Origin of the sequence: Microbacterium hydrocarbonoxydans, assembly GCF_023715885.1 — a bacterium.
In the GTDB taxonomy this organism is placed as follows: Bacteria; Actinomycetota; Actinomycetes; order Actinomycetales; family Microbacteriaceae; genus Microbacterium; species Microbacterium hydrocarbonoxydans_C.
Map to the genome: position 1 here is coordinate 128,257 of NZ_JAMBOY010000004.1, position 14,724 is coordinate 142,980.

19 protein-coding genes and 4 tRNA genes are annotated in these 14,724 nt (G+C 68.1%); 11 read left to right on the forward strand and 12 right to left on the reverse strand.

All coding sequences use genetic code 11. The features are described from left to right. Nucleotides 1-148: 148 nt before the first annotated feature. A complete protein-coding gene (locus M3195_RS12005) occupies nucleotides 149-634 on the forward strand; it encodes a hypothetical protein (RefSeq protein WP_251587832.1) in 486 nt (161 codons plus the stop codon). A 23-nt stretch (nucleotides 635-657) separates the two neighbouring features. Then, a complete protein-coding gene (locus M3195_RS12010) occupies nucleotides 658-1,707 on the forward strand; it encodes a 2,3-butanediol dehydrogenase (protein WP_251587833.1) in 1,050 nt (349 codons plus the stop codon). Between the two features lie 78 nt (nucleotides 1,708-1,785). On the opposite strand, the gene M3195_RS12015 is transcribed toward M3195_RS12010, so the two are convergent. From M3195_RS12015 to M3195_RS12030, 4 genes are all read right to left on the reverse strand, one after another. Beyond that, entirely contained in the window at nucleotides 1,786-2,241 is a 456-nt protein-coding gene (locus M3195_RS12015; protein WP_251587834.1) for a BLUF domain-containing protein, read from the reverse strand. Further along, nucleotides 2,238-2,492 (reverse strand): hypothetical protein, encoded by a 255-nt coding sequence (locus M3195_RS12020; RefSeq protein ID WP_251587835.1) that lies wholly within the window; start codon nucleotides 2,490-2,492, stop codon nucleotides 2,238-2,240. Before M3195_RS12020 ends, M3195_RS12015 begins: the two co-directional genes overlap by 4 nt. Before the next feature lie 4 nt (nucleotides 2,493-2,496). Next, nucleotides 2,497-2,751 carry a hypothetical protein gene (locus M3195_RS12025; RefSeq protein WP_251587836.1) on the reverse strand — a complete coding sequence of 85 codons (255 nt, stop codon included), beginning with the start codon at nucleotides 2,749-2,751 and terminating at the stop codon, nucleotides 2,497-2,499. A 92-nt stretch (nucleotides 2,752-2,843) separates the two neighbouring features. Then, the gene (locus M3195_RS12030; RefSeq protein WP_251587837.1) at nucleotides 2,844-3,182 is read right to left on the reverse strand and encodes a DUF7882 family protein; all 339 of its coding nucleotides are present in this window, start codon (nucleotides 3,180-3,182) and stop codon (nucleotides 2,844-2,846) included. Nucleotides 3,183-3,268: 86 nt separating this feature from the next. Here M3195_RS12030 and M3195_RS12035 point away from each other — a divergent pair, with 86 nt between their 5' ends. Then, nucleotides 3,269-3,649, forward strand: a complete 381-nt coding sequence (locus M3195_RS12035; RefSeq protein WP_251587838.1) for a hypothetical protein — start codon at nucleotides 3,269-3,271, stop codon at nucleotides 3,647-3,649. Between the two features lie 233 nt (nucleotides 3,650-3,882). Here the strand turns inward: M3195_RS12035 and M3195_RS12040 are convergent. From M3195_RS12040 to M3195_RS12050, 3 genes are all read right to left on the reverse strand, one after another. After that, nucleotides 3,883-3,954: transfer RNA gene (locus tag M3195_RS12040), tRNA-Val, on the reverse strand. Nucleotides 3,955-3,979: 25 nt separating this feature from the next. Then, nucleotides 3,980-4,050, reverse strand: a tRNA-Cys gene (locus tag M3195_RS12045). A 53-nt stretch (nucleotides 4,051-4,103) separates the two neighbouring features. Continuing rightward, nucleotides 4,104-4,176: transfer RNA gene (locus tag M3195_RS12050), tRNA-Gly, on the reverse strand. Between the two features lie 152 nt (nucleotides 4,177-4,328). Between M3195_RS12050 and M3195_RS12055 the strand changes: the two genes are divergently transcribed. The 3 genes from M3195_RS12055 (at nucleotide 4,329) to M3195_RS12065 (ending at nucleotide 5,383) form a co-directional block, all read left to right on the forward strand. Beyond that, nucleotides 4,329-4,404: transfer RNA gene (locus M3195_RS12055), tRNA-Val, on the forward strand. A gap of 74 nt (nucleotides 4,405-4,478) precedes the next feature. Beyond that, nucleotides 4,479-4,931 carry a hypothetical protein gene (locus M3195_RS12060; RefSeq protein WP_251587840.1) on the forward strand — a complete coding sequence of 151 codons (453 nt, stop codon included), beginning with the start codon at nucleotides 4,479-4,481 and terminating at the stop codon, nucleotides 4,929-4,931. A 29-nt stretch (nucleotides 4,932-4,960) separates the two neighbouring features. After that, the gene (locus tag M3195_RS12065; protein WP_251587842.1) at nucleotides 4,961-5,383 is read left to right on the forward strand and encodes a GIY-YIG nuclease family protein; all 423 of its coding nucleotides are present in this window, start codon (nucleotides 4,961-4,963) and stop codon (nucleotides 5,381-5,383) included. Nucleotides 5,384-5,434: 51 nt separating this feature from the next. Here the strand turns inward: M3195_RS12065 and M3195_RS12070 are convergent, their stop codons facing one another. From M3195_RS12070 to zapE, 4 genes are all read right to left on the reverse strand, one after another. Next, the gene (locus tag M3195_RS12070; RefSeq protein WP_251587860.1) at nucleotides 5,435-5,815 is read right to left on the reverse strand and encodes an SPW repeat domain-containing protein; all 381 of its coding nucleotides are present in this window, start codon (nucleotides 5,813-5,815) and stop codon (nucleotides 5,435-5,437) included. Between the two features lie 194 nt (nucleotides 5,816-6,009). Further along, a complete protein-coding gene (locus M3195_RS12075; RefSeq protein ID WP_251587862.1) occupies nucleotides 6,010-6,591 on the reverse strand; it encodes a type II toxin-antitoxin system PemK/MazF family toxin in 582 nt (193 codons plus the stop codon). A gap of 19 nt (nucleotides 6,592-6,610) precedes the next feature. Next, nucleotides 6,611-7,849: an ammonium transporter gene (locus M3195_RS12080; RefSeq protein WP_251587863.1), complete on the reverse strand. Its 1,239-nt coding sequence runs from the start codon at nucleotides 7,847-7,849 to the stop codon at nucleotides 6,611-6,613. 114 nt (nucleotides 7,850-7,963) lie between these two features. After that, nucleotides 7,964-9,016 carry a cell division protein ZapE gene (gene zapE, locus M3195_RS12085; protein ID WP_251587865.1) on the reverse strand — a complete coding sequence of 351 codons (1,053 nt, stop codon included), beginning with the start codon at nucleotides 9,014-9,016 and terminating at the stop codon, nucleotides 7,964-7,966. Between the two features lie 146 nt (nucleotides 9,017-9,162). On the opposite strand from zapE, the gene M3195_RS12090 reads away from it, so the two are divergent. Together M3195_RS12090 and M3195_RS12095 are read left to right on the forward strand one after the other, a co-directional pair. Beyond that, on the forward strand, nucleotides 9,163-10,056 hold the full coding sequence (locus M3195_RS12090; protein WP_251587867.1) for a sulfurtransferase: 894 nt from the start codon (nucleotides 9,163-9,165) through the stop codon (nucleotides 10,054-10,056). Nucleotides 10,057-10,074: 18 nt separating this feature from the next. Next, on the forward strand, nucleotides 10,075-10,506 hold the full coding sequence (locus M3195_RS12095; RefSeq protein ID WP_251587868.1) for a SufE family protein: 432 nt from the start codon (nucleotides 10,075-10,077) through the stop codon (nucleotides 10,504-10,506). On the opposite strand, the gene M3195_RS12100 is transcribed toward M3195_RS12095, so the two are convergent. Next, nucleotides 10,490-11,644: an alpha/beta hydrolase gene (locus M3195_RS12100; RefSeq protein ID WP_251587869.1), complete on the reverse strand. Its 1,155-nt coding sequence runs from the start codon at nucleotides 11,642-11,644 to the stop codon at nucleotides 10,490-10,492. The genes M3195_RS12095 and M3195_RS12100 overlap by 17 nt on opposite strands. Before the next feature lie 25 nt (nucleotides 11,645-11,669). Here M3195_RS12100 and M3195_RS12105 point away from each other — a divergent pair, with 25 nt between their 5' ends. The 3 genes from M3195_RS12105 to M3195_RS12115 all read left to right on the forward strand — a co-directional run bounded on the left by M3195_RS12105 (nucleotide 11,670) and on the right by M3195_RS12115 (nucleotide 14,718). Beyond that, nucleotides 11,670-12,251, forward strand: coding sequence for a DUF3000 domain-containing protein (locus M3195_RS12105; RefSeq protein ID WP_251587870.1), 582 nt, complete (start codon nucleotides 11,670-11,672; stop codon nucleotides 12,249-12,251). Then, a complete protein-coding gene (locus M3195_RS12110; RefSeq protein WP_251587876.1) occupies nucleotides 12,244-13,437 on the forward strand; it encodes a ribonuclease D in 1,194 nt (397 codons plus the stop codon). The genes M3195_RS12105 and M3195_RS12110 overlap by 8 nt, the downstream gene beginning before the upstream one ends. Before the next feature lie 75 nt (nucleotides 13,438-13,512). Then, entirely contained in the window at nucleotides 13,513-14,718 is a 1,206-nt protein-coding gene (locus M3195_RS12115) for a thiolase family protein (protein ID WP_251587879.1), read from the forward strand. The last annotated feature ends 6 nt before the right edge of the window (nucleotides 14,719-14,724 follow it).

The following is a 14,724-nucleotide window of genomic DNA, read 5'->3' on the forward strand; positions in this document are numbered from 1 at the left end:
GATGCCTGGACCTTTGGTCCAGACCACTCGGAAACTCTCCGAGGTCCCCACTTCTCTGACATCTGTCAGATAACCTTTGAGCGTGGATGCGCGAGCGCGACGCACGAGACAAGGACTCCGTACGGCGGTTCTCACTCTGGGTGACCGCATGCCGATCGGCGATGTCACCGTCGCCGCCATCTGCGTCGAGGCCGGCGTGACGAGGGATACGTTCTACCGACACTCCGACAGCGCGGTCGCCCTGCTCGCCGACGCGCTCGCCGCCGAGATCGCCGAGGCGATGGAGATCCTTCCGCGCGCCGACGCGATCGGAGACGGCGAGCGGGCGCTCCTCGAGCACGTGCAGCGGCGCGCCCGCGTGTATCGCGGCGCCATGCATCCGCTCCTCGCCGCGCCCGTGCGCGACAACCTCGACCGCTCGATCCGCGCCGGACTGCTGCTGTGGGTCGAGCTCCATCCCGAGATCCTCCCCCACGCCTTCGCGACGGACACGGCGGCATTGGCGATCGCCGTGGCCTACGCCGCCTCCGGCACGGTCGGGGCGATCGAGGAATGGCTCCGATCGGGAGACGACGACATCGACCGCGCCGTGAGGCTCATCCTCGCGGCATCACCCGAGTGGTGGCTGCGCTGACGGCCGCCGGAATGGAGAGAAGGATGAAGGCAGCACGGTTCCACGCCAAGGAGGACCTCCGCGTCGAGGACGTTCCCGAGCCCGCCCCCGGTGCGGGTCAGGTGAAGCTTCGCAACGCGTTCGCGGGCATCTGCGGATCCGACCTGCACGTCTACTACACGCCCGAGGCAGCCGGGTTGGACTTCGACCACCCGCATCCCGTCACCGGCTCGACCCTCCCCCAGATCCTCGGCCACGAGTTCTCCGGAACGGTCGTCGAGCTCGGCGAAGGCGTGACCGACGTCGCGGTCGGAGATCGTGTGGCCGTCTGGCCGATCTATTACTGCGGCGAATGCGCGGCGTGCCGTCGCGGCATGGTCAACGCCTGCCAGAGGATCGGCTTCCACGGTCTCAGCTCGCACGGCGGCGGCATGGCGGAGTTCACGACCGTCGAGGCCTCGAAGCTGCATGCGCTTCCCGAGAACGTCGACCTGCGGATGGGCGCCCTCGTCGAGCCGATGTCCGTCGCATGGCACGCCGTCTCGCGCAGCGGTGTCGCGGAGGGCGGCAGCGCCCTGATCGCCGGCGCGGGCCCCATCGGCATCGGCGTCTGGTTCGCGCTCAAGGCGCGAGGCGTGCAGAAGGTGCTGGTCTCCGAGCCGAGCGCCGACCGTCGCGCGATCATCTCCGCGCTCGGCGCGACCGTCGTCGACCCCGTGAACGAGGATCTGGCTCAGGCGGTGGCCGACCTCACCGACGGCGATGGCGTGGACGCGGCGTTCGATGCAGCCGGGGCCGGGCCCGCCGTGACCTCGTCCCTCGCGAGTCTCGTACCGGGCGGACGCGTCGTGGTGGTCGCGATCCACGAACGCCCGATGGAGTTCCTGCCTACGCAGCTCGTCATGGCAGAGACCGAGATCGCCGGCGCGCTCGCGTATCTGCCCGAGGACTTCGACGCCGTCATCGAGGCGATGTCTCAGGGCGTGTACGACACGACCGGCTGGGTGCAGGAGGTTCCACTCGAGGGTGTCGTCGACGCCATCCACGCACTCCGGGGCGGCGCCGGCGCGAAGATCCTCGTCCGGGCGGACTGAACGGATGACGGGCTGACTCTCTGACGCGTGCGAGAAGGGCCGGGATGATCGTCCGGCTCTTCTCGTGTCTGCGGCGGCTCAGGCGTCGACGGATGCCGCGCTGCGCACCCGGAACCAGAGCGTGAGCTCCGCCAGAGCGCGACGAGCGGTGTCCTCGTCGGAGTCGGTCTCCAGGTCCGAGAACGAATCCCGGTATCCGGCCGGCACGGTGTCATCGCCTCCGCGCAGCGCGCGGTACCCCATCGTCCAGTCCGGAAAGCGCCGCCGTGGAACGCGCTCCTCGAGGAGTACACGCATGTCGTGGTGGCGCGGATCGCGTCGGATACGCTCCACCAGCTCTCGTACGGTGTCGGCGAGTCCCTCGAGGACTTGGATGAATCGGCCGTCGCGGTAGAGCAGCATCCCCGTGACATCTGCCTCCGCATTGTTCCGGCGGCACTGCGTCAGCAGCTGCTCGAGCGCGGTCTCGCGAAGCGGCTGCGACGCGCTGCTGGTGTAGACGAGCGACAGCATGTCGATCCCCTGTCCCGTCACGAAGCCGTTCCCTGTAGGTCGTCGCCAGCGAGCATGCTGTCGAGATCGAGCCGTTCCGCCCGCGCGGCGACCGCAGCGGTCGCTTCACCGAGGGTCTCGAAGTCGCCGAGCTGTTCGGACCGCGCGTCGAACGCGCGGAACTCACCGCTCGGCTGTCGATCCACGTAACCGAGGAAGTCTCCGCCCCGGCTGCCCACATGGAAGCCCTCTTCGACGCACGCCCAGAGGACATCCGAGGATGACGCGGTCATCCGTTCACCAATCCCAATCGTTGTTCGGGTACGACAGCGGCTCGTAGTCTGCCGACGACCGCTGGTCTGTCTCCACGGAGACCACCACACGGGAGGTCGAATGGATGAGCACGCTCACCAGATCGTCACCGTCGGAGAGATCGACGAAAGCGGGAGGCGACGCTGCCGCCGCTTCGATCTGCGACATCACGTGGACGAGATCGCGCTCGCCGCTCAGGATGAAATCCCGGCCGTCGATCTCGACGTGCGTCAGCTTCATGTGCGCTACCTCCCCATCGTTGCCCAGCCACCGTACGACGGGAACGACGGTTGGTGAGAGGGGCTTGCAGGATGCCGAAGCGCGGGGTAGAGCTATGACGCTTCGGCGACCTCGAGACCGCCCTGGAGCGGGGTCTCGGCAGGCTCCGGCACCAGGCGCAGGCCGCCGGGGCTGTTCGCCGTGAAGGCAAGGGCGTCGATCCATGCACGATTGATCGACGGCTGCCGGCTGCCGAAGTACTTGAAGGCGAGCGCACTGCCTGCGTGCACCCAGACGGTGATCCGACCTCCGCCAAGACTCGACTCGTTCGCCCAGCTGAAGGCGAACGGCTCGCCCCGCCGGAGTTTCGCGGTCATGACGAGCTGCAGATGAGTGAGCGCACGGTCCTCGATGTCGACCTTCTCGTCACCCTCGTAAATGAGACGTCCCACGATGTCACGATCCTTGACTGCCACGGGAACCTGTTTGACGAGGCACGATCGGGGTGATCGCTCGGTGGTGAGCACAAGCTTCGCACATGTTCGACCGAGTTCAGCTATCGCCGCGACCTCCCCGCCAAGATCTAGCACGTCCGCACACTGAATTGAAGATCTGTTCACTTTCCGGCGCCGCCGTTATGGTGTGGGCCATGACGGAATATTTCGATATTCAGCGACTCCTAGCGGAATCGCCGGAGTTCGCGATTCCGATGCGCGGCATCGAGGCGCTCGTCACCAAAGTCAGGGACGACCGGTGGCATGTCTCGATCGACGACGTGAGAATCGGCTCGTTCGGGGTGCGCTCGGAGGGTCGCGCATTGTTCTTCGCTTCGGAGATCCCGAGCGAGCCGGAGGTCACGAACTGGGTGAGCGACGACATCACGACTCTGATCGGCCGGATGCTCGATCTGCGTGAGTGAGATCCCGTGCGAGCGTCGTCCGTTCGGCGGGTTCGACGGTCAGGGAGAGGCCGGATGGCGCGCTGGCGGTGGAACACCCTGCGCGGTTGCTCGGGGGCTGACCTCGCCGCGGAATCGACCGACTGTCGCGGCGCAGTCGGTCCGTCCGCGTGACGTCACGAACCCGCCGCCCCGTCGCGTCCGCATCGCCGTCGCGGCATGAAAAAACCCCCGGGAATCCGGGGGTTTCAGTGTGCGCGATACTGGGATCGAACCAGTGACCTCTTCCGTGTCAGGGAAGCGCGCTACCGCTGCGCCAATCGCGCCCATGTGGGCTATTCAGTTTCAGAGAGGTGGCGACGGGATTCGAACCCGTGTAAACGGCTTTGCAGGCCGGTGCCTAGCCGCTCGGCCACGCCACCGTGTGGATTGACCCCACGTGCTGAAGGCCCTCCGAAGAAGGCCCCTGCACTTGAGCGGATGACGAGACTCGAACTCGCGACCCCAACCTTGGCAAGGTTGTGCGCTACCAACTGCGCTACATCCGCGTTGTTCCCGGTTGTTGTCCCGGGCACTTATGAAACATTAGCCGATGATCGGCCGGTGTCCAAACCGGTGTCGATTCTCGCGCGTGTCCCCCGCGGTGGTCATCGGGTGCCGCAAGCGTCGGGTAGTATCGGTTGACGTACCCCACGGGTATGGGCGATTGGCGCAGTTGGTAGCGCGCTTCCTTCACACGGAAGAGGTCATCGGTTCGAGTCCGGTATCGCCCACCAGACAGAAGCCCCGCAGCCTCCCGGCGTGCGGGGCTTCTTCCGTCGATCTGGACAGCCGTTGCTACCGTGGCGGTGTGACATCGCTGCTCGACGACTTCCTCTCCGGCGACCCGTCGCGAGTGCTGCACGCCACCTGGGAGACGATCGCCTCTCGCGACACCGCTGTGCTCCGGCCGCTCGTTCGGGCCGCCTCCCGCATCAGGCGTGCGACCGACGGTCTGGACCTCGGCGGAATCATCTACGCGAACCGCGGCCATCTCGAGCACGCACTCGACAAGCTGGCGCAGTTCGGCGCCGGCGAATGCTGGTGCGCCGGGTACGTCGGTATCCTCACCTTCGATCCGAGGAAGGAGGAGGCCGTCGCTCACGTGCGCATCGTCTCCACGAGCGAGCCAGGATGGTCGATGACCTACGAGTGCGAGTGCGTCGTCTGCGGTCTCACGTTCGACGTCGAGCAGGGTGATTACCACTTCATGTGGTGGAGGTGGGTGCCGCGAGGGGCGATCCGCCCGCTCCCGAGAAGGTGAATGTCGGCGGCTCCGGCTAGCGTCTCGGCGTGCCGAGAATCACACTGCCCGACCCGTGCTCGCTGTGCGGTCGACTCGAGGCCGACCGGCTCGTTGGTCGGCTCGTCTGCGCATGGTGCGGGTGGCGGCGCGGCGACGCACCGGACGCTGATCTGCCCCGCCCAGTCGTCGAGGTCGTCTACTACCTGCGCTTCGACCGCAGGGTGAAGATCGGCACGAGCGGGCGACCACGTCAGCGCCTCGCAGCGATCCGCCACGATGAGCTGCTCGCGTTCGAGCCGGGCGGACGTGACCTCGAGCAGGCCAGGCACCGCGAGTTCGCGTCGATCCGCGAGGGCGGTGAGTGGTTCACCCTGACGGCCGAACTCGAATACCACGTGGCGGCACTGCGGACGACGTCGGATCCTTGGCAGCTGTACGCGCGATGGGTAGCCGCGGCCATGCAGAGATGAGGGCCCGCAGGAACGGACCGATCGTTCCTGCGGACCCTCGGTCTAAGGGGGTCAGGCGCGGGCGGCCGTGACCTTCGCAGGCTGCGGCTGCGAGAACAGCACCACAACGATCACGGCGACGCCGACGACGACGTGCGGGAGCCACACGTTCGGCGCCTGGTTGGCGAAGCCGAAGATCCAGGGCGATAGGGCCAGGAACAGGCTGGCCACGATGTCGAACACGAGGTGGACGGGCATCGGGATGAAGCCGAAGGGGCCCCACTCGTACTTCGTGAACAGGCTGTAGACGATCAGGCCGACGCCGAGCACGATCGGGATGATCACGGCCGGGCCGCCCATGCCCGCGAAGCCGAACAGCCAGGGGGCCGCGATGAGCGCCACGCCGACGACGTAGTCGAGGATTCCGTGGACCTTGGTGGGGATGAAACGCATGATTCCTCCTTGGTGCGCCGCTTCCTGCGGCTCACTGATGGTTCGCCGCCCGCCGGGAATCGGATTGCGAGAGATTCCTCATGCGCTGACCGGATGACGTCGCCCCGCCTTCTCCTCCGTGCGATCACCCTGTCCGCCTGCCGGCGTGTGTCACGCCCGGGCAGCAGGCGAAGCGCTCGGCGAACGGCGCAGGATCAGCCGTCCGTCCATCCGTAACGGTGGGACAGCGCAGCGGCCACCCGTCCGTAGCGCGTCCGGTCGAGCACCGCGGCCTCTCTGCGCAGCCCCGTCTCGTGCACGCTGTAGAGCTGCTCGATGTCGACCCACGACTCGCGACGCTGCGAGTCCCACTCCCCCGCGCCGATCGAGAGGTAGTCCCGGTCGCCGTCGTGGGGACGACTCGTCATCCGCACCGCGTAGACCCGGTCGGCAGACTGTCGTCCGATCACGAGCAGTGGACGGTCTTTGCCTCGTCCGTCGTTCTCCTCGTACGGCACCCAGGTCCAGATGATCTCGCCGGCGTCCGGCGCACCGTCGCGATCGGGAGCGTAGCCGAGACGCAGGTCGTCGACACGGTCGGCGTCGATCCGCACCGTGGCGGCGCCGAGGGCGTCCGTCCCTCGCGCGCGACGCTCCGCGCCCTCCGTCTCCGCGGAACGCCGGACGCGCGCGACAGGGCCTCTCGGACGAGTCGTCGTCCGAGAGGCCCTGTTCGATCCGAATGCGCGGAGGAGGATCTGCGAGAGTGCGTTCAGGATGCCGTTGCCGTTGCTCACACGGTCACCCTATGGCAGCTCACGCGTCTGCCAGCGCGTAGCCTTCCTCGCCGTGGACGACCTGGTCGACGCCCGCGATCTCGTCCTCGTTGGTGACGCGGAAGCCGATCGTCTTCTGGATCGCGAAGCCGATGATGAATGCCACCACGAAGGAGTAGATCAGCACGCCGGCCGCGGCGATGACCTGCACGGCCAGCTGGCGGGCGTCGCCGCCCACGAAGAGGCCGGTGTCGGTCGCGAAGAAGCCGAGGTAGACGGTTCCGATGAGACCGCCGACGAGGTGGATGCCGACCACGTCGAGCGAGTCGTCGAAGCCGAGGCGGAACTTCAGCTCGATGGCCAGGGCGCAGACGACACCGGCGACCGCTCCGAGCAGCAGGGCCCAGCCCGGCGTCAGGTTGGCACACGCGGGGGTGATCGCGACGAGGCCCGCGACGGCGCCGGATGCGGCGCCCACCGAGGTCGGCTTGCCGTCCTTGATCTTCTCCACCAGGATCCAACCGAGGATGGCGGCCGCCGTGGCGCCGAGGGTGTTGAGGCCGATGAGACCGACACCGCCCATGTCCTCCGCGAGCCACTCGGCTCCGGCGTTGAAGCCGAACCAGCCGAACCAGAGCAGCGCGGCGCCGAGCAGCGTCAGGGGCACGTTGTGCGGCTTGAGGATGCCCTTCTGGAACCCGATGCGCTTGCCGAGGACCAGCGCGAGGGCGAGCGCCGCGGCGCCGGCGTTGATGTGCACGGCCGTGCCACCCGCGTAGTCGATGACGCCGATGCCGCTGTCCTCACCGAACAGGGCCGTGCCGAGGTTCATGATCCAGCCGCCGCCCCAAACCCATGCGGCGACCGGGAAGTAGCCGACGGTGGCGAAGATGCCCGCGAAGATCAGCCAGCTGCCGAACTTCGCGCGGTCGGCGATCGCGCCCGAGATGAGGGCCACGGTGATGATCGCGAAGGTCGCACCGTAGGCGACTCCGAGCAGAGCGACGTTGGACCCCTCGCCCGACGCGAGGCTCGAGAGTCCGAAGTCGGCGAACGGGTTGCCCGCGAACGCCATCGGGTTGTCGACCGCGCTCATCGAGAAGCCGAAGAGGATCCAGAGCACTGCGACGAGACCGATGGAGCCGAAGCTCATCATCATCATGCTGACGACGCTCTTGGCCTTCACGAGGCCGCCGTAGAAGAAGGCGACGCCGGGCGTCATGAGCAGGACGAGGGCGGTCGCGGTGATCGCCCAGGAGATGTTGCCTGGAGCATCCATGAAGAACCTCACATTCGGGTGACTGAGAGCTTCAGTGTGACGAGGCTCGATTTCAGGAATGCGCGAGGTGTGTTGCAGGGACGTTACAGCAGGACCCGCTATGTGAACATCGCGTTACGCGCCGCTGCGATCCGCATGCGTGAGAGCGTTGAGTCGCGACACCGCCCGGAGGTACTTCTTGCGGTATCCGCCGCCGAGCATCTCGTCGGAGAAGACGCCGTCCAGCCCGACTCCCGTGGCGACGATCGGGATCTGCGCGTCGTAGACCCGGTCGACGAAGGCGACGAAACGGAGCGCCTCGGACTGGTCGGTCAGCACCCGCACGTCGCGGAGCCCGACGAGGCCGAGCCCGGTGATGAGACGGATGTACCGCGACGGATGCACCCGGGCGAGATGACGGATCACGTCGTCGAAGGAGTCGTCGGATGCCGTGCCCGCCGCGGCGCCGGTCTGCACCGCCTCCGCGTACGCGGCCGGATCGCTCACGACGGCCTGGCCGTCGAGCGCGCGCTGTCGGAAGTCGACGCCGTCGATGCGGAGGGTCTGGAAGCTGTCGGCCATCGCGTGGATCTCGCGGAGGAAGTCCTGCGCGGCGAATCGGCCTTCGCCCAGGGCATTGGGCGGCGTGTTCGAGGTGGCCGCGAGGCGCGTACCGGTCGGGACGAGCTCGCCGAGGAGCCTCGTCATGACCATCGTGTCGCCCGGGTCGTCGAGTTCGAACTCGTCGATGCACAGCAGATCGGCACCCTTGAGGAGATCGACCGTGTTCTTGTAGCCGAGCGCGCCGACGAGAGCGGTGTACTCGATGAACGACCCGAAGTACTTCCGACGCGCGGGCATCGCGTGGTAGATCGATGCGAGCAGGTGGGTCTTGCCGACGCCGAAGCCGCCGTCGAGGTACACGCCCGGCTTCATCTCGGGCTCCTTCTTCGCCCGGCTGAACAGCCCGCCGCGCTTGACGGGCCCTCCGCCTCGGCCGGCGAAACGGGTCAGCGTCTCCTTCGCCTGCTCCTGCGACGGGTACTCGGGGTCGGCGCGGTAGCTGTCGAAGGTGGCGCCGTCGAACTGCGGCGGCGGCACGAGGCTCGCCAGCATCTCGGGACCGGTGACGGTCGGCTCGCGGTCGATGAGGTGCACGAGGCCCGTGCGGGTGGGCGTGTCGGTCATCACGGTCCTGGATCTGGTGCTCACCTGTGTCGAAGTCTTACGAATCGGGTCCGGAGTGCACGGCGTGGATCTATCGTCGAAGTGTCGGCTCCACACTACGCCGTCACCACCCGCCCCATCGCCGCTCACCGACTGAGGAGATCCCTGTGGCCATCGAGTTCGACACGTCATCGTCCAAGTTCGCCGAGTACGCCGAGCCCGGCCGGCTCGTGACCACGGAATGGCTCGCAGAGCACCTGGGCGCCCCCGGTCTCGTCGTCGTCGAGTCCGACGAGGACGTGCTGCTCTACGAGACCGGCCACATCCCCGGTGCGGTGAAGGTCGACTGGCACACAGAGCTCAACGACCCGGTCGTCCGCGACTACGTCGACGGCGAGGGATTCGCCGCCCTGCTCAGCCGCAAGGGGATCTCGCGCGACGACACGGTGGTCATCTACGGCGATAAGAACAACTGGTGGGCCGCGTACGCACTCTGGGTGTTCTCGCTCTTCGGCCACGAGGACGTGCGCCTGCTCGACGGAGGCCGCGACCGCTGGATCGCCGAGGGTCGCGAGATCACGCGCGAAGCGCCGGCGGTGACGCCGACGGAGTACCCGGTCGTCGAGCGCGACGACTCGCGCATCCGCGCCTACAAGGAGGATGTCCTCGCGCACATCGGCAAGCCGCTGATCGACGTCCGCTCCCCCGAGGAGTACAGCGGAGAGCGCACGACCGCGCCCGCCTACCCCGAGGAGGGCACGTTGCGCGCAGGTCACATCCCCGCCGCGCAGAGCGTGCCGTGGGCGAAGGCCGTGGCAGACGACGGCGGCTTCAAGTCGCGCGCCGAGCTCGATGCGATCTACCGCGACGGCGCCGGTCTGAAGGACGGCGATGAGGTCGTTGCCTACTGCCGCATCGGCGAGCGGTCCAGCCACACCTGGTTCGTGCTGAAGCACCTGCTCGGGTTCGACGACGTCCGCAACTACGACGGATCATGGACGGAGTGGGGCAGCGCGGTCCGCGTTCCGATCGTCACGGGGTCGGAGCCGGGCAACGCCTGACGTGTGAGAATGACAGGGATGAGCACCTCGCACGTTCCTGACGTCCTCGCCGAGATCCGCGACGGGTTCCTCGAGACCCCCGAGACCGATCGTCTGCTGCTCCTCCTGGAGTACGCGGACGAGCTGCCCGAGGTGTCGGAGGAGGTCGCGAACCACCCCGAGATGTGCGAGCGCGTCGCGGAGTGCCAGTCCCCCGTGTACATCTTCGTCGAGGTGCACGACGACGTGGTGACGATGCACGCCACCGCGCCGCCGGAGGCTCCGACCACACGGGGCTTCGCCAGCATCCTCGTTCAGGGCATCACCGGGCTGAGCGCCGACGAGGTGCTCGCGATCCCCGACGACTACCCGCAGTCGATCGGGCTCACGAAGGCGGTGTCGCCTCTCCGGATCGGGGGGATGACCGGCATGCTGATGCGGGCGAAGAAGCAGGTCAGGCAGAAGCGCTGAATCCCTGGGCGCGCGTCCACTCGGTGATGGCGTCGCTCCACCCGGCCTGGTCGTAGTTCCACAGCTTCGTGTGCCTGGCGCCGGCGAACGGCGGCATCGTCACCAGGTCGGGGCGTGCCTCCTGCAGAGCATGCGACGCATCGGCCGGGACGAACCCGTCGTCATCGCTGTGCAGGATGAGGATCGGGACCGCGAGCTCCTCCGCGCGGGCGACCATGTCGAGCCGGTCGAAGGGGATGGCATCCTCAGCGCCGCTGAGTCTGGCGGTCAGCGGCACCGATAGAGCGCTCATCGCCAGGTCCGGAAGCGGCGCGCGCAGGCCGATCTCCCTCGCCTGGAAGCGGAGCACCGTGCGCCAGTCGACGACCGGCGACTCGAGGATGAGACCCGCGATGCGATCACGGTTGCCCGAGCTCACCGCGGTCTGCAGCGCGACGGCGCCACCCATCGACCAGCCCATCAGGATCACCCGGTCGGCGCCGTGGCGCAGGGCGTACGAGACGGCCGCATCCACGTCGCGCCATTCTGCCGCGCCGAGAGCGTAAGCCCCGGTGCGGCTTCGAGGCGCCTCGCCGTCGTTGCGGTACGACACCACGAGGTTCGGGAACCCCTCGGCGTGCAGCACCGGCACGGCCCGCAGGCACTCCGCGCGGGTGACGCCGCGACCGTGCACCTGAATCACCCACGTGGACGACTCAGCCGGGAAGAACCACGCCGGGCACGGTCCTGCGGGTGACCCGATGAGCACGTTCTCCCAGCGCAGGTGGAGCTCGCTCGGTGTCGAGTAGTACCACCCGCTGAAACCCGCCTGCCTGTCCAGCCTCGCGCCCGGCTCGACCTTCGTCAGCAGCTTGCGGCGCACGGTCGTCGCGTCGACGCTGAGCACGGCTCCGAGCTTGACGTAGCCCTCCGTGCCCGACGTGAACAGGCCGTATCGACCGGGCAGCTCCGTGTCGGGAGTCCGTACCAGTTCGATCGTCTGCGCGCCGGTGTCCACCGCGATGATCTCGGCGTCGGCCGGGCGCTTCCCCGGCATGACCACCCGTCGCGCGACACTCAGCACGAGCAGCGCCGCAGCTGCTCCCAGCGCGACCAGAGCAGGGACAACGAGCGCAACGGCGTGCCTGAGACTCTTCATCGCCTCCTGACTCTAGCCTGTCACCGTGACCGCACACCCCGATGCCGGGACGATCTTCGACGCCGCCGTGGCCGAACTGCGCGAGACGCCTTTCCGCGGCGACATCACCGTCCGCGAGATCGCCACGCCGCAGGGCCTCGCCCCGTACGCCATCGCGCTCGCCGCAGACGTTCGCCCCGGTGACGACGGCGAATCGATCTACGGCACCGGGCGGTTCGTCCTGCTCCACGATCCCGAGGCGCCGGGGGCGTGGGGAGGCGCCTGGCGGATCGTGATCTTCGCGCAGGCGCCGCTCGAGACCGAGATCGGCACCGATCCGCTGCTCGCCGACGTGACATGGTCGTGGCTGGTCGACGCGCTCGACTCGCGCGGGGCGGTGTCGCACTCGGCATCCGGGACGTCCACGAAGACCCTCTCCAAGGGGTTCGGCGGGCTGGCCGAGGAGGGTGACGGGGCGCAGATAGAATTGAGGGCGTCCTGGACTCCCGAGGGCCCGTTCCGACCTCACGTCGAAGCATGGGCCGAACTGGTCGGGATGCTGGCGGGTCTTCCGCCTGGTTCCGAGGGCATCGCCGTGATCGGCGCTCGAAAGGCAGCACGTGACTGAATACTCCGTGATCTCCGATATCTCGGAGTTCCACGCGGCGTGCGCCGCGCTCGCGGCGGGCGAAGGACCCGTTGCCGTCGACGTCGAGCGGGCCTCCGGCTTCCGCTACTCGCAGCGCGCGTACCTCGTGCAGGTGTTCCGCCGCGACGCGGGCGTCTTCCTGTTCGATCCCCCGGCGCTCGGAGATTTCGCCCCGCTGCAGGCTGCTATCGGCGACGTCGAGTGGGTGTTCCACGCCGCGAGTCAGGACCTCCCTTCGCTCCGGGAGCTCCACCTCGAACCGCCGTCGATCTTCGACACCGAGCTCGCGGCGCGTCTGCTGGGCCACGAGCGGGTCGGGCTGGCCGCCGTGGTGGAGAGCACTCTCGGCATCACGCTCAAGAAGGAGCATTCCGCGGCCGACTGGTCCACCAGGCCGTTGCCCGCCGCGTGGCTCGAGTACGCCGCGCTCGACGTGCTGCACCTCATCGACGTCCGGGAGGAGCTGCAGCGTCAGCTCGACGATCAGGGCAAGGCGACGTTCGCCGACGAGGAGTTCGCCGCGACCCTGACGCGCCGCCCGAAGCCGCCGCGGGAGGACCCGTGGCGTCGCCTGAGCGGCCTGCACCAGGTGCGCGGCGCACGCAATCTCGCCGTCGCGAAGTCGCTGTGGCTGGCCCGCGAGGCTTACGCACAGGAACAGGACGTGTCCCCCGGTCGCCTGGTGCCCGATCGCTCCCTCATCGCTGCCGTTCTGGCGAACCCCCAGAGCAAGCAGGCGCTCGCCGGGATCAAGGACTTTCAGGGACGCGCCAGCCGCACTCAGCTGGACCGCTGGTGGCAGGCCATCGTCGACGGGCGCGCGACGGAGGAGCTGCCGCGCGAGCGCGTGCCGAGCGACGCCCTTCCGCCGCCGCGAGCGTGGGCGGATCGCAACCCCGAGGCGGACGCCCGTCTCAAGGCGGCCCGCCCCGTGGTGGAGGCCGCGGCCGAAGAGCTCGCCATGCCGACGGAGAACCTGCTCACCCCCGACTACCTCCGCCGCATCTCCTGGGATCTGCCCGGGACGACGTCGGATGCGGTCGCCGCGGCGCTCGAAAAGCTCGGCGCTCGCCCGTGGCAGATTGCACAGACCGCACAGAAGATCGCTGCTGCCTTTGTAGAGGCCGCTCAATCGCCCGACGAGGCGTCCGCCCCGGGTTCGTAGGTTCGACCCAACCGATTCCTCCCGTTTTCCGGCCGTTCCTAGACTGAGGCCACCGCACAAAAACTTGGAGGCAGAGTGGCCGAGATCTCGGACGTCTTCTTCGTCGATGGAGTGCGCACCCCCTTCGGGCGCGCCGGCGAAAAGGGCATGTACTGGAACACCCGCGCAGATGACCTCGCCGTGAAGGCGACGATCGGTTTGATGGAGCGCAACGCCGCCGTCCCCGCCGACCGGATCGACGACGTCGCGATCGCCGCGACGAGTCAGACCGGCGATCAGGGCCTCACCCTCGGCCGTTCGGTCGCGATCCTCGCCGGTCTCCCGCAGACCGTGCCGGGCCTCGCCGTCGAGCGCATGTGCGCCGGCGCCATGACGAGCGTCACCACGATGGGCGCGTCGATCGGCGTCGGCATGTACGACCTCGCGCTCGCAGGCGGCGTCGAGCACATGGGCCACCACCCGATCGGCGGCAACGCCGACCCGAACCCGCGCTTCGTCGCGGAGAAGATGGTCGACCCCGGTGCCCTCAACATGGGCGTCACCGCTGAGCGCATCTTCGACCGATTCCCGCACCTGACGAAGGAGCGCTCCGACCGCTTCGGCATGCTGAGTCAGCACAAGGTGCAGGCCGCGTACGACGCCGGCAAGATCCAGCCCGACCTCGTGCCCGTCGCGATCAGGGACGCCGATGGCGCCTGGGGCCTCGCCACCGAGGACGAGGGCCGTCGCCCGCAGACAACGATGGAAGACCTCGCGGGCCTCAAGACCCCGTTTCGTCCGCATGGCCGCGTCACGGCCGGAACCTCCTCGCCCCTCACCGACGGCGCGACGATGTCGCTGCTCGCCGGCGGCGGCGCCGTGAAGGAACTCGGTCTCGCTCCGAAGATGCGCATGGTGTCGTTCGCGTTCGCCGGCGTCCAGCCCGAGATCATGGGCATCGGACCGATTCCCTCGACCGAGAAGGCTCTGAAGAAGGCCGGACTCGACATCTCCGACATCGGGCTGTTCGAACTCAACGAGGCCTTCGCGATCCAGGTCATCTCCCTGCTCGATCACTTCGGCATCGACGACGACGATCCGCGCGTGAACCAGTGGGGCGGCGCGATCGCGCTCGGACACCCGCTCGCGGCATCCGGAGTCCGCCTGATGATCCAGCTCGCAGCGCAGTTCGCTGAGCGCCCGGACGTGCGCTACGGCCTGACCGCCATGTGCGTCGGGCTGGGCCAGGGCGGCTCGGTCATCTGGGAGAACCCGCACTACGACGGCAAGAAGAGGAAGTAATCACCG